Origin of the sequence: Peribacillus sp. Bi134 (assembly GCF_918698065.1) — a bacterium.
Classification (GTDB): domain Bacteria; phylum Bacillota; class Bacilli; order Bacillales; family DSM-1321; genus Peribacillus.
In genome coordinates this window covers 40,092-55,446 of the sequence record NZ_CAKKLN010000007.1, presented here as the reverse complement: position 1 = coordinate 55,446, position 15,355 = coordinate 40,092, and the positions used below count along the sequence as shown (strand labels likewise).

Annotated in this window: 13 protein-coding genes; 12 read left to right on the top strand and 1 reads right to left on the bottom strand. The window is 42.1% G+C overall.

Going from position 1 to position 15,355, the window contains the following annotated elements; genetic code table 11:
- Positions 1-138: 138 nt before the first annotated feature.
- The 4 genes from LQ188_RS16420 to LQ188_RS16405 all read left to right on the top strand — a co-directional run bounded on the left by LQ188_RS16420 (position 139) and on the right by LQ188_RS16405 (position 5,474).
- Complete coding sequence (locus LQ188_RS16420; protein WP_101224690.1) at positions 139-1,809, top strand: ribonuclease J; 1,671 nt, start codon at positions 139-141, stop codon at positions 1,807-1,809.
- Positions 1,810-1,936: 127 nt separating this feature from the next.
- Positions 1,937-2,683, top strand: coding sequence for an ATP-dependent Clp protease proteolytic subunit (locus tag LQ188_RS16415; RefSeq protein ID WP_034313566.1), 747 nt, complete (start codon positions 1,937-1,939; stop codon positions 2,681-2,683).
- Positions 2,680-2,907, top strand: coding sequence for a YlzJ-like family protein (locus LQ188_RS16410; RefSeq protein ID WP_063231821.1), 228 nt, complete (start codon positions 2,680-2,682; stop codon positions 2,905-2,907). The genes LQ188_RS16415 and LQ188_RS16410 overlap by 4 nt, the downstream gene beginning before the upstream one ends.
- 236 nt (positions 2,908-3,143) lie before the next feature.
- The gene (locus LQ188_RS16405) at positions 3,144-5,474 is read left to right on the top strand and encodes a DNA translocase FtsK (protein WP_230177471.1); all 2,331 of its coding nucleotides are present in this window, start codon (positions 3,144-3,146) and stop codon (positions 5,472-5,474) included.
- Positions 5,475-5,502: 28 nt separating this feature from the next.
- Here LQ188_RS16405 and LQ188_RS16400 read toward each other — a convergent pair whose 3' ends face one another.
- On the bottom strand, positions 5,503-5,802 hold the full coding sequence (locus LQ188_RS16400; protein WP_101224692.1) for a DUF6509 family protein: 300 nt from the start codon (positions 5,800-5,802) through the stop codon (positions 5,503-5,505).
- A gap of 304 nt (positions 5,803-6,106) precedes the next feature.
- Here LQ188_RS16400 and LQ188_RS16395 point away from each other — a divergent pair, with 304 nt between their 5' ends.
- From LQ188_RS16395 to LQ188_RS16360, 8 genes are all read left to right on the top strand, one after another.
- Positions 6,107-6,832, top strand: coding sequence for a GntR family transcriptional regulator (locus tag LQ188_RS16395; protein ID WP_101224693.1), 726 nt, complete (start codon positions 6,107-6,109; stop codon positions 6,830-6,832).
- 161 nt (positions 6,833-6,993) lie between these two features.
- A complete protein-coding gene (locus LQ188_RS16390) occupies positions 6,994-8,082 on the top strand; it encodes a BMP family protein (RefSeq protein WP_095678836.1) in 1,089 nt (362 codons plus the stop codon).
- 204 nt (positions 8,083-8,286) lie between these two features.
- Positions 8,287-9,822: an ABC transporter ATP-binding protein gene (locus tag LQ188_RS16385; protein WP_101224695.1), complete on the top strand. Its 1,536-nt coding sequence runs from the start codon at positions 8,287-8,289 to the stop codon at positions 9,820-9,822.
- Positions 9,815-10,858: an ABC transporter permease gene (locus LQ188_RS16380; protein ID WP_101224696.1), complete on the top strand. Its 1,044-nt coding sequence runs from the start codon at positions 9,815-9,817 to the stop codon at positions 10,856-10,858. The genes LQ188_RS16385 and LQ188_RS16380 overlap by 8 nt, the downstream gene beginning before the upstream one ends.
- A complete protein-coding gene (locus tag LQ188_RS16375) occupies positions 10,859-11,818 on the top strand; it encodes an ABC transporter permease (RefSeq protein WP_094246576.1) in 960 nt (319 codons plus the stop codon).
- Positions 11,819-12,029: 211 nt separating this feature from the next.
- A complete protein-coding gene (locus tag LQ188_RS16370; RefSeq protein WP_101224698.1) occupies positions 12,030-13,310 on the top strand; it encodes a pitrilysin family protein in 1,281 nt (426 codons plus the stop codon).
- A complete protein-coding gene (locus LQ188_RS16365; RefSeq protein ID WP_101224699.1) occupies positions 13,310-14,596 on the top strand; it encodes a pitrilysin family protein in 1,287 nt (428 codons plus the stop codon). The genes LQ188_RS16370 and LQ188_RS16365 overlap by 1 nt, the downstream gene beginning before the upstream one ends.
- A gap of 18 nt (positions 14,597-14,614) precedes the next feature.
- On the top strand, positions 14,615-15,340 hold the full coding sequence (locus LQ188_RS16360) for an SDR family oxidoreductase (RefSeq protein ID WP_230177469.1): 726 nt from the start codon (positions 14,615-14,617) through the stop codon (positions 15,338-15,340).
- Positions 15,341-15,355 lie beyond the last annotated feature (15 nt).

Below are 15,355 nucleotides of genomic sequence, written 5' to 3'. Positions count from 1 at the left end.
TAATAGGTTGTTTTATGTTTTATTTGATTAAATGAAAAGTCCCTCTGAAAATGGTAAGTGTTGTCATGTTTTTTGAACATCGGTTATAATGAATTCATTGGGAAATTATGAACGGGATTTTTTAAGGAGGATATTCGATTGGGTAAAGATAAAAATAATGGAATAAAAGTGATTTCTCTTGGAGGACAAGGGGAACTTGGTAAAAATATGTACGTCATTGAGGTGAACGAGGACATCTATCTTCTTGATGCAGGGTTAATGCTGCCAGAAGACGAAATGCTCGGAATCGATGCGGTTATCCCAGATATTTCGTATTTGATGGATAATAAGGAACGGGTGCAGGGAATATTCATTTCCCATGGTCATGAAGACCATATGGGAGCGCTTGCTTATGTCTTGAAATATTTGCCGGTCCCTGTTTATGGAACAAAGCTTACTCTTGCTTTAATCAAAACGAAATTAAAGGAAGATGGCTTTAACGGCCGGGCGACATTCACTGAAATCGATTCGGATTCTCTTTTAAGTTTCCCTCAAGCAGCTGTGTCTTTTTTCCGGACAAATCATAGTATTCCTGATTCCGTCGGAGTCGTGATCCACACTCGTGAAGGTGCAATCGTTTATACAGGGGATTTCAAATTCGATCAAGCAGCAACAGATCTATATAAACCGGAAATCGGTAAAATGGCCGGTATCGGTGAAGAAGGTGTCTTATGCTTGCTTTCGGATAGTACCGGAGCCGAGAGGCCAGGTTATACGACATCAGAAGCAGTTGTGGCCAAAGATATTACAGAGGTATTTCATGCTGCCTCCGGAAGGATCATCGTTGCGTGCTTCGCTTCGAATATCAACCGGATTCAACATGTTTTCAATGCAGCGGCAGCAAGTCGCAGAAAAGTGGCAGTCGTAGGGAAAAGCCTGCAACGCGTTTATGAAACAGCCTTGAACCTTGGCTACTTAAAGGTCGAAGAAGAGCTGATAATCCCAATTAATGAAATTAGCCAGTATGACGACCGTGAAATCGTCGTATTATCGACTGGTCATCAGGGGGAACCTATCGCGGCACTTCAAAAAATGGCAAAACAGACCCATAAGCAGGTGACCATCAAAAAGGGAGACACAGTTTTGATCAGTGCATCACCCTTACAGGGCGGCGAACTTATTTTATCCAAAACCGTCGATTTGCTATACAGGGTAGGTGCGGAAGTGGTATCTGCTAATAAATATAAAGTGCACGTAACGGGTCATGGCAGCCAGGAAGAACTGAAAATGATGATCAATTTGATGAATCCTAAATTCCTCATCCCTGTACATGGGGAATACCGCCATTTATATGCCCATCAAAAAGTTGGGATTGCAGCGGGGATTAAGCGTGAAAACATCATCATTGCCGAAAAAGGTGATGTCATCGAACTTAAGGGCAATAAAATGGGCCTTTCCGGCAAAGTCTCTGCAGGAAATATCTTGATAGATGGCAGCGGTGTTGGAGATGTAGGTAATATCGTTCTTCGTGATCGGCGCTTGTTATCCCAGGATGGCATTTTGATTGTAGTGGTCACGTTGAACCGTCAGGATAAAAGCATTGCAGCTGGCCCTGAAATCATTTCAAGGGGCTTCGTATATGTTCGCGAATCAGAGAAAATGATCGGCGAAGCAACTGAAATAGTAAGTGAAATCGTAAAGAAAAATGGGTCGCGCCAACCATTTGATTGGTCCACGCTGAAGCAGGAAATGCGTGATGCGTTAAACCAATTCTTCTATGAAAAAACGAAACGCCGTCCAATGATTTTACCGATCATCATGGAATATTAAGTAACGAACCCCTGATTTAACAGTCAGGGGTTCTTTTTCTGTTTCAAACCTCTAATATCTTGAAGAATGAAGTCCGAGTCTCGAGACATAATAAAGCTATAGGCTATAAGAGAAAGGGGTTGGCATAGTGGATAATGCACCATTACCAAATGAAAATGAAGGCAAGCAGGAAGGTAAGAATTCAACTTTAATCGAGAAAATTCAGCAGCTGGGAGCTACCAATGTTCCACAACTATCTCAGGACTCAAAAATCCATTGTTTGACGATCATTGGACAAATTGAAGGACATATGCAGCTGCCGCCTCAAAATAAAACGACCAAATATGAACATGTTATTCCGCAAATTGTGGCAATTGAACAAAATCCCAATATAGAGGGGCTGCTAGTCATTTTAAATACAGTCGGAGGAGATGTCGAAGCGGGACTAGCCATCGCAGAAATGCTGGCTTCGCTTTCAAAGCCATCCGTTTCGATTGTGCTTGGGGGAGGTCACTCGATCGGTGTGCCGATTGCAGTTTCGTGTGACCATAGCTATATTGCTGAAACAGCAACGATGACGATTCATCCCATTCGTTTGACAGGTCTGGTCATTGGCGTGCCTCAAACCTTTGAATACTTGGATAAAATGCAGGAAAGAGTCATCAAGTTTGTTACGCGGCACTCCAATGTTACGGAAGAAAGTTTTAAGGATTTAATGTTTGCTAAAGGAAATTTAACTCGAGATATCGGTACGAATGTCATTGGGGCCGAGGCAGTTGAAATCGGTATGATCGATGATGTAGGAGGAGTTGGCCAGGCCATGAGAAAACTGAATAGCTTCATGGAAGAAAGAAGGCCCAAAATTGCCGGGGAAGAGGAGGGGCTTCTGCAATGACGCTATATACGATCGTTCCTGAAGAAATAATTTTTCCTCATCATCATGAGAAGACGGCAAATTTAATAGAAATGATCTATAATGGTGTACATGTTATGGTTGAGCATGACGGGGGCCGCACATTTCGCATTGATCGAATTGTGAGCACGGATCCTGAAGATTATATGAACGTACACATTCAGCCAGGAGCTGTCATAAATGTGTTCGAACAGATGAATCCTTAGTAAAAAAGACTAACTGAGGCAAATTATGATATACTGGAATGAAAATCAGCAGCCGCTTGGCTGCTTTATTCATTATGTGGCAAATTGTCCGCTAAGAATAAATGGTACATATATCAAGGACAGGCTCAAATTTTTTTGGTATAATCAGTGAGCGAACGTTTGTTTCCTGAAGGGAAATCATGTAGTGATGTTGAATAGGAAAGTTAGAATAGTTTCATGAAGAATCAGGTGATATTATGGCAAAGAAGAAACGCAGAAAAAAGAATAGTACAGAGAAGTTAAAACTAACGCTTAAATATGAATTGATTGGCCTCACTTTAATAGGCTTGGCCATCATTGCCATTGCCAAGCTTGGAGCAGTTGGAAATGGGACGGTCTTTTTAATCCGCTTCTTCATGGGGGAATGGTATATCCTCTTTTTGTTGGGAGCAATCGCAGCTGGGTTCTATTTGATGATAAAGAGGGAGGTCCCTTACCTGTTAAAACGGCAATTCGTCGGGATGTATTTCCTTGTTGCGAGCATGCTCCTACTAAGTCATGTGACGCTGTTCAACATGCTTGCAGATGGAGGACCGTTCACGAAGCCCAGCGTCATTTCGAATACATGGGAGCTATTCTGGATGGAAGTGACCGGCAAGGCCAGCACAAAGGACCTTGGGGGCGGTATGATTGGGGCGATATTATTTGCAGCCTCATACTTTTTATTCGACGAAGCTGGATCGAAAATCGTTTCATTCCTTTTTATCATTGTAGGTGCCGTCCTATTGACCGGGAAAACGTTAGGTGAAACCCTCGGGAAGTTTTTCATGGGTCTTGGCGGCTTTTTCAAAAAGCAATGGTCTGCATTCATTGATGATATGAGAACGTGGAATGAAGACAAAAAAGAAAAGAAAAAGAATCCGGTTAAAAAGAAGAAACGGGAAAAAGAACCGGTTGAAGAAACGGATCAGCCCCTTCTGCAAGAAGAGGATACACAGCAAATGGCGACGGAGCGGATCATTTCCAGCTTTGCTGATAAAGCCTATAGCGACGAAGACGAAATAATTCCGGTCGTTACGGAACCTGCCGCTGATAATAAAGAGGAACAGGATGATGCCGTTCCGCCTATGAATTTTACGGAAGTGGAGAATAAAGAATATCTTTTACCGCCTCTTTCTTTATTATTGCAGCCCAAAAAAACGGACCAAAGCGGAGAATACCAATTGATCCATGAAAATGCGGCTAAGCTTGAGCGCACCTTTCATAGCTTTGGAGTGAAAGCTAGGGTCACTCAAGTTCATTTAGGCCCAGCCGTAACCAAATACGAAGTTCATCCGGACGTAGGGGTGAAGGTAAGTAAAATTGTCAGCCTATCCGATGACTTGGCCCTTGCACTGGCCGCAAAGGATATTAGAATCGAAGCTCCGATTCCCGGAAAATCGGCTATCGGAATAGAAGTGCCCAACTCCGAAGTGGCGATGGTGTCATTAAGGGAAGTTTTAGAGGCCAAGGAAGTTGACAAGCCTGACGCAAAACTGCAAATAGGCCTAGGTCGGAACATTTCCGGTGAAGCGGTTAAGGCGGAGCTCAATAAAATGCCGCATTTACTAGTGGCTGGTGCTACTGGCAGCGGGAAATCCGTTTGTATCAACGGGATTATCACGAGCATCCTGATGCGGGCAAAACCGCATGAAGTGAAAATGATGATGATCGATCCAAAAATGGTGGAGCTGAATGTCTATAATGGAATTCCCCACTTACTCGCACCTGTAGTGACAAATCCAAAGAAAGCTGCACAGGCTTTGCAAAAAGTGGTCAGTGAAATGGAAAGGCGCTATGAGCTATTTTCTCATTCCGGTACGCGTAATATTGAAGGCTACAATGATTATATTAACCGATATAACATCGAAGAAGATGCCAAACAACCGCTCTTGCCTTATATCGTAGTCATTGTCGATGAGCTGGCGGATTTAATGATGGTCGCCTCAAATGATGTAGAGGATGCCATCACACGGCTTGCGCAAATGGCACGTGCCGCGGGCATCCACTTGATAATTGCCACTCAGCGGCCATCCGTAGATGTAATTACAGGGGTCATTAAAGCGAACATCCCATCTCGGATTGCTTTTAGTGTCTCATCAATGACTGATTCGAGAACGATCCTCGACATGGGCGGAGCTGAAAAACTGTTAGGCCGGGGTGACATGCTCTTCCTGCCAGCAGGAGCTTCAAAACCGGTTCGCGTCCAAGGTGCCTTTTTATCCGACAATGAAGTCGAGGAAGTTGTCACATATGTCATTTCACAGCAAAAAGCACAATACAACGAAGAGATGATACCCGATGAAATTGCAGAAACTTCAAATGGTGAAGTTGAAGATGATTTATATGGGGATGCCGTGTCCTTGATCGTAGAAATGCAGACTGCATCGGTTTCCATGCTGCAGCGCCGTTTCCGGATTGGCTATACGCGGGCAGCGAGATTGATTGATGAAATGGAAGCGAGGGGAATTGTCGGTCCATATGAAGGCAGTAAACCACGAAATGTATTGGTCACTAAAGATGAACAGGATGAAGCGCATTCATCATAATTAAAAAACCGGGCAGCAGCCCGGTTTTTTAATTATTCATCGCCTCGTCTAAATGTTTAAGGCAGAAGTCGGTAATCATCGCTTCTTCATCTTCTTCTAAATCGAATTCGAGTGCGCCCTCATTACCTTTTTCAAAAATATCATATTTAATTAATTTTCCTACTTGCTCTTCCGCTGCAAAAAGCACCCGGATATATAAACCATTTTCTGAAAAGAGCTCATCCTCTTCAGGCACTTCAATATCCAAGAACAACTCGTAACGTTCCCCGGACAAAATACCAAATGGATCATTCAATTTTTCGATCGTGTATTCTGTAATCTTTAACATCTTGTGTACATCCCTTCAAAGAAGATAAATCCTATTATACAGGAAAACAGCATCTTGAACAGAGCTGCATTCATTTTGCATTTTCAAAAAAAATTTATCTGATTTAGGAGAATAATCGTACAAATTCCGGGGCCTTTTCTAGATTAAAAGACACAGGGAAGGGTAATTTCTCCTAAATTCTTTTAAAGTAAATAGTAAAACACTATTTATTTATGTCAAAAAAAATGTTATATTATTTTCGATTAGTAGGAATGATTCAACATCAGAGGTCTGATGTCTTAAGAAATTAGCTGGGGGAAACTGTATGTCAATAAAATCAGATAGTCGACATTTATATTTGCAGGTCATTGATTACCTGAAGCAGGATATTGAAGCTGGAGTCTATCAGGAAAATGAAAAATTCCCTTCAGAATTCGATCTTGCAAAAAAATTGGGAGTTAGTAGGGCGACACTTCGAGAAGCGCTGCGAATTTTAGAAGAAGAAAACATCATCATTCGCCGCCATGGAGTTGGGACTTTCGTCAATCCGAAACCTCGTTTCACTTCAGGTATCGAGCAATTAAAAAGTGTCACGAACATGATTGAAGAGGCAGGAATGAAACCGGGTACGATTTTCTTAAGCTCGACGGCCCAAGAACCTACAGAAGAGGATATACGCAGGTTTTCGTGTTCGACAGATGAACGCATCGTCATCATCGAACGAGTAAGGACTGCGAATGGGGAGCCAGTTGTCTACTGTATTGACAAAATTCCTGAATCTATACTATCAGAAAATTTTGACCGTAATGATGAGTCTCTTTTAGATATTTTGGAAAGAGATGCGCATCGAAAAATTACGCATGCCGTAGCAGAGATTGAGCCTATTGGATATCATGAGAAAGTTTCTCCTATCCTTAAATGCTCGCCAGAAGCCGCACTACTCGTTCTAAAGCAGATGCATCTGGATGATTGGGACCAGCCTATCCTGTATTCTGTAAACTACTTTAAAGCCAATATGTTCAGCTTTCATGTTCTTCGTAAACGTGTGTAGGTCTTGACTCTGCATACGGGTGAATGCAAGCGTTTGTTTCGATTCCGAAAAAGTCGATCAAGCGGATGCAAAAAAAATTAACGAGAAGTGAAAACGCAAACATGAATGACTTTTCAGAACATTCCTGCTCAAAAAACTATGTAAAACTAGGGGGATAAAAATTGAAAAAGCGCAAATTAGGACTAGCTCTTTCACTTGTTCTTGCAGCCGGTACGCTACTGGGAGCATGTGGTAATTCAGAGAATGATGATAAAGAATCTTCAAATGGGAAAAACAAAGATAACTTCACTGTTGCAATGGTAACTGATACTGGCGGCGTGGATGACGAGTCGTTCAACCAATCCGCTTGGAAGGGCATTCAGGAATTCGGTAAGGATAATGGTCTGGAAAAAGGTAAGGATGGCTACAACTACCTGCAATCTAAATCTGATGCAGATTACGCTAAAAACCTGAATACGCTTGTACGTGAAGATTACCAACTAATCTATGGTATCGGTTTTCTTTTAGCCGAAGCTGTTGGTGAAGTGGCCGACCAACGTCCGGATTCAAACTTTGCTATCGTGGATACAGTTGTAGATAAAAAGAATGTAGCCAGCATCAATTTTAAAGAGCAGCAAGGTTCATTCCTTGTAGGTGTAATTGCCGGTCTGCAAACGAAAACAAACAAGGTCGGTTTTATCGGCGGAGTTGAATCTGAATTAATCAAGAAATTCGAAGTTGGCTTTAAGGCTGGGGTTTTATCTGTAAATCCGGATGCGAAAGTTGAAGTTAAATATGCCGGAGATTTCAATAAAGCTGATATCGGTAAATCCACAGCAGGCTCCATGTATTCTTCAGGCATCGATATCATTTATCATGCTGCTGGCGGAACTGGAAAAGGTGTATTCACTGAAGCAGTCGAGCAAAAGCAAAAAGATCCTAAGAGGGAAATCTATGTTATCGGTGTAGATAGCGACCAAGCTAAATTAGGGGCAGTTCCTGGAACTGACGACAACATCACACTTACTTCCATGCTAAAACGTGTTGACGTGGCAGTTAAAGACCTTTCCGAGAAAGCGAAAGAAGGAAACTTCCCAGGCGGAAAAGTAATTGAGTACGGTATCGAAGAAAATGGTGTAGGCATTTCCGATACAAAAGATAACGTAACAGAAGAATCTTTAAAAGCGGTCGAAGAGTGGACAGAAAAAATTAAATCAGGTGAATTCGTAGTTCCGGGAACGGATGAAGAATTCAAAAAACTTGATTTATAATCTCTAATGCCAGAAAGAATAGGGAGGCGAATTGCCCTCTATTCTTTCTTTTCCCAATTGGTCTTTGCAACTGAAAAATATCGAATGAAAAACTATGATAGAATCGTAGTTTTTCATTTGGTTTTTTTAAAAAAATCAATAAGCTAGTAGATGCAATTAAATGATTTTAAGAATATTTACACTCATTTTAGGAGTTGATAATACGTGGAATATGTAATTGAGATGCTTAATATCCGTAAGGAATTCCCCGGCATCGTCGCAAATGATAACGTTACCCTTCAGGTTAAGAAAGGGGAGATTCACGCATTATTAGGTGAAAATGGCGCGGGCAAATCCACATTGATGAATGTTTTATTCGGCTTATACCAGCCTGAACAGGGAGAAATCCGAGTGAACGGCAAGCCAGTCAAGATTACCAGTCCTAACATTGCCAATGATTTAGGGATTGGGATGGTCCATCAGCATTTTATGCTCGTAGACCCCTTTACAGTAACAGAAAATATCATTTTAGGAAAAGAACCATCAAAAGCGGGTAAAATCGATTTAAAAGAAGCGAGCGAGGAAGTTAGGAAACTATCGGAACAATATCAGCTTCGTGTTGACCCCTATGCGAAAATTGCCGATATTTCAATAGGGATGCAGCAGCGTGTCGAGATTCTTAAAACGCTATACCGTGGTGCGGAGATATTGATTTTTGATGAGCCGACAGCTGTATTGACTCCTCAAGAAATCAAGGAATTGATTTATATTATGAAAGCCCTTATCAAAGAGGGGAAATCCATCATTTTAATTACACACAAACTTAAGGAAATCATGGAGGTTTGTGACCGTGTAACGGTAATACGCAAAGGCCAAGGAATTGGTACAGTGAATGTCAACGAAACGAATCCTAACGAATTGGCCAGCTTAATGGTCGGTAGGGAAGTTCTGTTCAAGACGGAAAAAACGGCAGCTATTCCTTCGGATGTAGTTCTCGAGGTCCGGGAACTGGAAGTCAAGGATTCCCGGGGCGTTTCAGCTGTTCGGAACTTGGATTTAACTGTCCGTGCAGGAGAAATTGTCGGTATCGCCGGAGTTGATGGAAATGGACAATCCGAACTAATTGAAGCATTGGCTGGCCTAAGGAAGACAACCGCAGGTTCGATAAAGCTAAATGGAAAAGAAATCAGGAATTTGAAGCCGCGTAAAATCACTGAAGCAGGTGTCGGACATATTCCAGAAGACAGACATAAGCATGGTTTGGTTCTCGATTACAGCATTGGGGAAAATATTGTCTTGCAAACCTATTATCAAAAGCCTTTTTCAAAAGCTGGTATCTTGAACTCAAAGAAAATATTTGAAAAGGCCCGTTCACTGATCAAAAGTTACGATGTTCGCACTCCGAGTGAATATACCCCGGCAAGGGCGCTTTCTGGAGGGAATCAGCAAAAAGCGATCATCGGCCGGGAAGTTGATAGGAACCCGGATTTATTGATTGCCGCACAGCCGACACGCGGCCTTGATGTAGGGGCGATCGAGTTTATCCATAAACGTCTGATTGAACAGCGAGATGCAGGAAAAGCGGTACTCCTCATATCATTTGAATTGGAAGAAATCATGAATGTGAGCGATAGAATTGCCGTTATATACGAAGGGGAAATCGTCGCAATAGTCGATCCGAAAGAAACGACTGAACAGGAGCTTGGCCTTCTTATGGCTGGCAGTAAACGGACGGAAGCAGGGGGAAAACAAAATGTCTAAGTATTTATCTAAATTAACGAGTCCGTTAATAGCAGTTATCCTCGGCTTAGTCGTTGGGGCCATAATCATGTTAGTAAGCGGCTATGACCCTGTTGCCGGCTATGGCTCCATGATAAATGGAATTATTGGGGATTCCTATTATGTAGGGGAATCCGTCAGGACAATCATTCCTTATATCCTTGCTGGTTTGGCAGTGGCTTTTGCTTTCCGTACGGGCCTATTCAATATCGGTGTAGAGGGGCAATTAATTGTAGGCTGGCTGGCGGCAGTTTGGGTCGGAATAGCTTTTGACCTACCAAGGATCATCCATTTGCCGTTTGCCATATTAGCTGGTGCAGCTGCTGGTGCCCTGTGGGCATTTATCCCTGGTTATCTAAAAGCTAAGTTCCGTGTACATGAAGTAATCGTTTCGATCATGTTGAATTATACAGCATTATATGTGACGAATTATTTAATTCGGAATGTAATGACTGACAAGCTGGATAAAACAGAAAGAGTTGCTGATACAGCATCATTGAGGTCTCCTTTTTTTGAAAGCATTACGGATTTTTCCCGGATGCATTGGGGAATAGTGGTAGCGATTATTTGCGTGATCATCATGTGGTTCCTTCTTGAAAGGACAAAAACCGGCTTTGAACTGAAAGCGGTAGGTTTCAATCAGCACGCGTCCGAATATGCAGGAATGAGTGTAAATAAGAACATCATACTTTCGATGGTTATTTCAGGTGCGTTTGCAGGGCTTGCGGGTGCGATGGAAGGCCTTGGAACTTTCGGTTATGCCGCAGTCAAAGGCGGGTTCACAGGTATGGGCTTTGATGGGATTGCAGTAGCCTTACTAGGAGCGAATACGGCTATTGGTGTAGTGCTGGCAGCCTTATTATTTGGGGGACTGAAAGCAGGGGCGTTAAATATGCCGCTAGAAACCGGCATACCTAGTGAAATTGTAGATATTGTCATAGCATTGATCATTTTCTTCGTCGCATCCAGTTATTTTATTCGTTGGATTGCCGCTCGATTTAAGAAAGGGGTGAAATAAGTGGATTTTTACCAAGTATTACAAATTATTATTCCATCTATGATTGCTCTAGCTGCACCACTTATTTTTACTTCACTCGGAGGAGTGTTTTCTGAACGGGCAGGTGTCATAAACATCGGTTTAGAAGGATTGATGGTCATCGGTGCCTTTACAGGGATCGTTTTTAACTTAATGTTTGCTGATGTTTTTGGGGAATGGACTCCTTGGCTTGCTGTGCTAGCGGCAATGATTGCCGGCTTGCTGTTTTCCATTCTGCACGCTGTGGCATGCATTACCTTCAGGGCGGACCAAACGGTTAGTGGGGTAGCCATCAACTTGTTGGCGGTAGGTCTGACCATGTTTTTGGTGAAGCTGATTTTTGACAAAGGTCAAACTGATAGAATCACGGAAACATTCCCAAGGATTGATGTTCCTTTACTAAGTGATATCCCATTTATAGGACCCATCTTTTTCGCAAATGGATATTATATCGTATATATAGCGATTCTTATTTCCTTTGTCGTCTGGTATGTACTGTATAAAACTCCATTCGGGTTAAGGATCCGTGCAGTGGGTGAGCATCCCATGGCAGCTGATACGATGGGTGTCAATGTTACGAAAATCCGATATGCCGCCGTTTTATTATCAGGTGCTTTTGGAGGTATCGGCGGAGCGATATATGCTACCATTTTTTCGAATGAATTCAATCATGCGACAATTAATGGTCAAGGTTTCATGGCCATTGCCGCAATGATTTTTGGTAAATGGCACCCGATCGGGGCAATGGGTGCAGCGTTATTCTTTGGTTTGGCTCAAAGTTTAAGTATCGTTGGCTCGAGCCTTCCCTTCTTCAAGGATATTCCTTCGGTTTACCTATTGATCGCTCCTTATGTTCTGACTATCATTGCATTAACTGGTTTCATTGGTCGTGCAGATGCTCCTAAAGCATCCGGACAGCCATACATCAAAGGAAAAAGATAAGGTTATAACCGGTCAGCAAACTATGCTGGCCGTTTTTTTTCTTTCGAGATTTAGCCGTAAGTGATGGTGAGCTGGTGAAAAACCAAAAAAAGTAGCTGTAACTTGCATGATTTTTCCTTTCACATGTATATTTTAAGTAGATGTTTAAAAGGGTTCCAATCTACAAACAATAAGCTAATAAAGGTGATTTATATAATGAGGAGGATTATTCATGTCTATTGCTTCCGATACAATTACGGAAAAAAGCGGCTACAAGCTTCATGTGGTCCGGACGGATAAATATAAAACGAATACTCTCGTGCTGAAGATGAAAGCCCCGTTGACAAAAGAGGACGTTACATATCGTGCATTGCTGCCATATGTGTTACAAAGCAATACAAGTAAATATCCTACAACACCCGAGCTTCGATCTTATCTTGATGATTTATATGGAGCAGGGTTTTATGTCGATGTAGCTAAAAAAGGCGAATATCAAATCATAAGTTTTACTATCGATATCGTCAATGAAAAATTCCTTAGTGATTCAACCCCGCTTCTCGAAAAGGCTTTTGGGTTATTATCAGAGGTGATCTTTAATCCGAAGAAGAATGGCGAGGCCTTTGACTCTAAAACGGTTTCCAATGAAATCCGTTCTTTAAAACAGCGGATTCAATCCATTTCCGATGACAAAATGCGATATTCAGCTATACGCCTTGTAGAGGAAATGTGCAAAAACGAACCATATGCTTTAGAAGCGAGCGGTAATCTACAAGACTTGGAAACGATAACTCCTGAGTCCCTTTTCTCTTATTACAAAAAGGTGCTGGCGGAGGATGAAATTGATTTATATGTAATCGGTGACATCGATGAATCGGAAGTGCAGGCTCTGGCTGACAAGTATGTTTCATTGCAAGAACGAGTGCCTGTGAGACTGCCCGGGAAGACGGGCAAGGTAGTGGAGAAGGAAAAAGAAATCATTGAGAATTCGGATGTGAAGCAAGGGAAATTGAATATCGGTTATCGAACCCAAGTTGCCTACGGTGATCCGGATTATTATGCACTTCAGCTTTTCAATGGGATTTTTGGTGGCTTTTCACATTCAAAACTTTTCATCAATGTCCGGGAGAAAGCCAGCCTTGCTTATTATGCAGCTTCGAGGCTCGAAAGTCATAAAGGTCTATTAATGGTCATGGCCGGCATTGAAAATGCCAACTACAAGCAGGCATTGGATATCATTCATGCACAAATGAAGGAAATGAAGCAAGGGAATTTTTCCGAAGAAGAGCTCGCACAGACAAAGGCGGTCGTTAAGAATCAACTACTTGAAACCATTGACGTTTCGAGAGGGCTTGTGGAAATTTTATATCATAATGTGGTTTCCGGGCAGGATATATCACTCGACGAGTGGTTTGCAAACACAGAGCGGACGACAAAGGAAGAAATCATTGCAGTTGGTCAAAAGATTCAGCTTGATACGATTTATTTCCTAACGGAAGAGGAGGTGCAAGGGTAATGGAAAAAATAGCATTCACTCAATTGAAAGAAGAACTTTTCCATGAAAAAATGGATAATGGCCTAGAAGTGTATATTCTTCCGAAAAGTGGCTTCAATAAATCATTTGCCACTTTCACGACGAATTATGGTTCGATCGACAACCATTTCAAACCTTTGAATGAAACGGAATTCACTAAAGTACCTGATGGAATTGCCCATTTTCTTGAACATAAGCTTTTTGAAAAGGAAGATGGAGATGTTTTTCAGCAATTTTCAAAGCAGGGAGCATCTGCAAATGCCTTTACTTCTTTCACTCGTACAGCTTATTTATTTTCCAGTACGTCCGACTTCGATAGGAATCTTACTACCTTAATCGACTTTGTCCAGGATCCTTATTTTTCGGAAAAGACGGTAGAGAAGGAAAAAGGAATCATTGGGCAGGAAATCAATATGTATGATGATAATTCGGACTGGCGATTATATTTCGGAACGATAGCCAATATGTATCATCAGCATCCCGTGAAAATCGATATTGCCGGTACTGTGGAATCCATTGCAGATATTACGAAGGATATGCTTTACGAATGTTATAATACGTTTTATCATCCTAGCAACATGCTCCTATTCGTTGTAGGACCGGTTGATGTCGAAAGCACCATGAAGCTGATCCGGGATAATCAAAATAATAAAGGGTACAACGAACAACCTGAGGTGGAACGTAAGTTTGACCAAGAGCCTGAAATTGTTGCCAAGGACAAGGAAGTCTTAAGAATGAATGTCCAGACACCAAAAGTTATGCTGGGAATCAAGGCGACCAATGTCCATCAATCCGGTTCACAGCTTTTGAAAAGGGAATTGGCAACCAATATTTATCTGGAAATGCTGTTCGGCAAAAGTTCACCTTTGCATGAGGAGCTATATGAGGAAGGGTTGATCGATCAAAGCTTCTCATATGATTATACACAGGAACAAGGTTTTGGATTTGCGTTAATTGGCGGGGATAGTGCCAAACCTGATGAGTTGACGGAGTCTTTATTTGGTATCCTGCAAAAATCAAAAGCCGGAACCGGCCTGAATGAAGAAAGCCTGCAAAGGACAATCAAGAAAAAAATCGGTTCTTTCCTTCGTTCTCTGAATTCGCCGGAATATATAGCGAATCAATTCACCAGATATGCATTCAATGATATGAACTTGTTCGATGTTGTATCAGTATTGGAAAAACTAACGATCGAAGATATCAGGGAGGTCGCCAAGGACTTAATATCCGATGAACGGATGACAGTCTGTCAGGTACTTCCTAAATAATATAAAGGGGGCTCGAATGTGGGGAAACGTTTTGCCCTTATTACTGGAGCCAGTGGAGGAATCGGCCGGGAAATAGCTATAAAGCTCGCCGAGGAAAATTATTCACTTTATTTACATTATAACAGCAATGAAGAAGCGATACTTGAATTGATTGAAGAACTGAAGCCCCATCAAGTCGAACTTATTCCGATTCAAGCGGATTTGGCTGCACCGGATGGATACAGGCAATTGGCGGAAAATATCTTTGCCCTCCATGCAATCGTCCTCAATAGTGGCAACAGCTATTATGGGCTAATATCTGACATGGATGAGAAAATCGTTAATGAAATGGTGCAGCTGCATGTAACGAGCCCTTTCCAATTAACAAAGGAACTGCTTCCAAAGCTTATGTACCAAGAACAAGCTGCCATCGTTGCGGTCACATCGATTTGGGGGCAGACAGGTGCATCCTGTGAAGTATTATATTCAATGGTCAAGGGCAGTCAAAATGCTTTTATCAAGGCGCTTAGCAAAGAAGTCTCACTTAATGGAATCCGGGTGAATGCCGTTGCCCCCGGAGCGATTTCCACTTCCATGCTCGAATCTTTCAGTGCAGAAGATCTGGAGATCATCAAAGGAGATATCCCGATGGGCAGGATGGGGCATTCCAAAGAAGTCGCGGAGGCCGTATACTATTTGCTTTCCGACAAGTCATCCTATATAACCGGGCAAATTTTAGGCGTAAATGGCGGATGGTACACATGATTTTTTTAAAGGCAT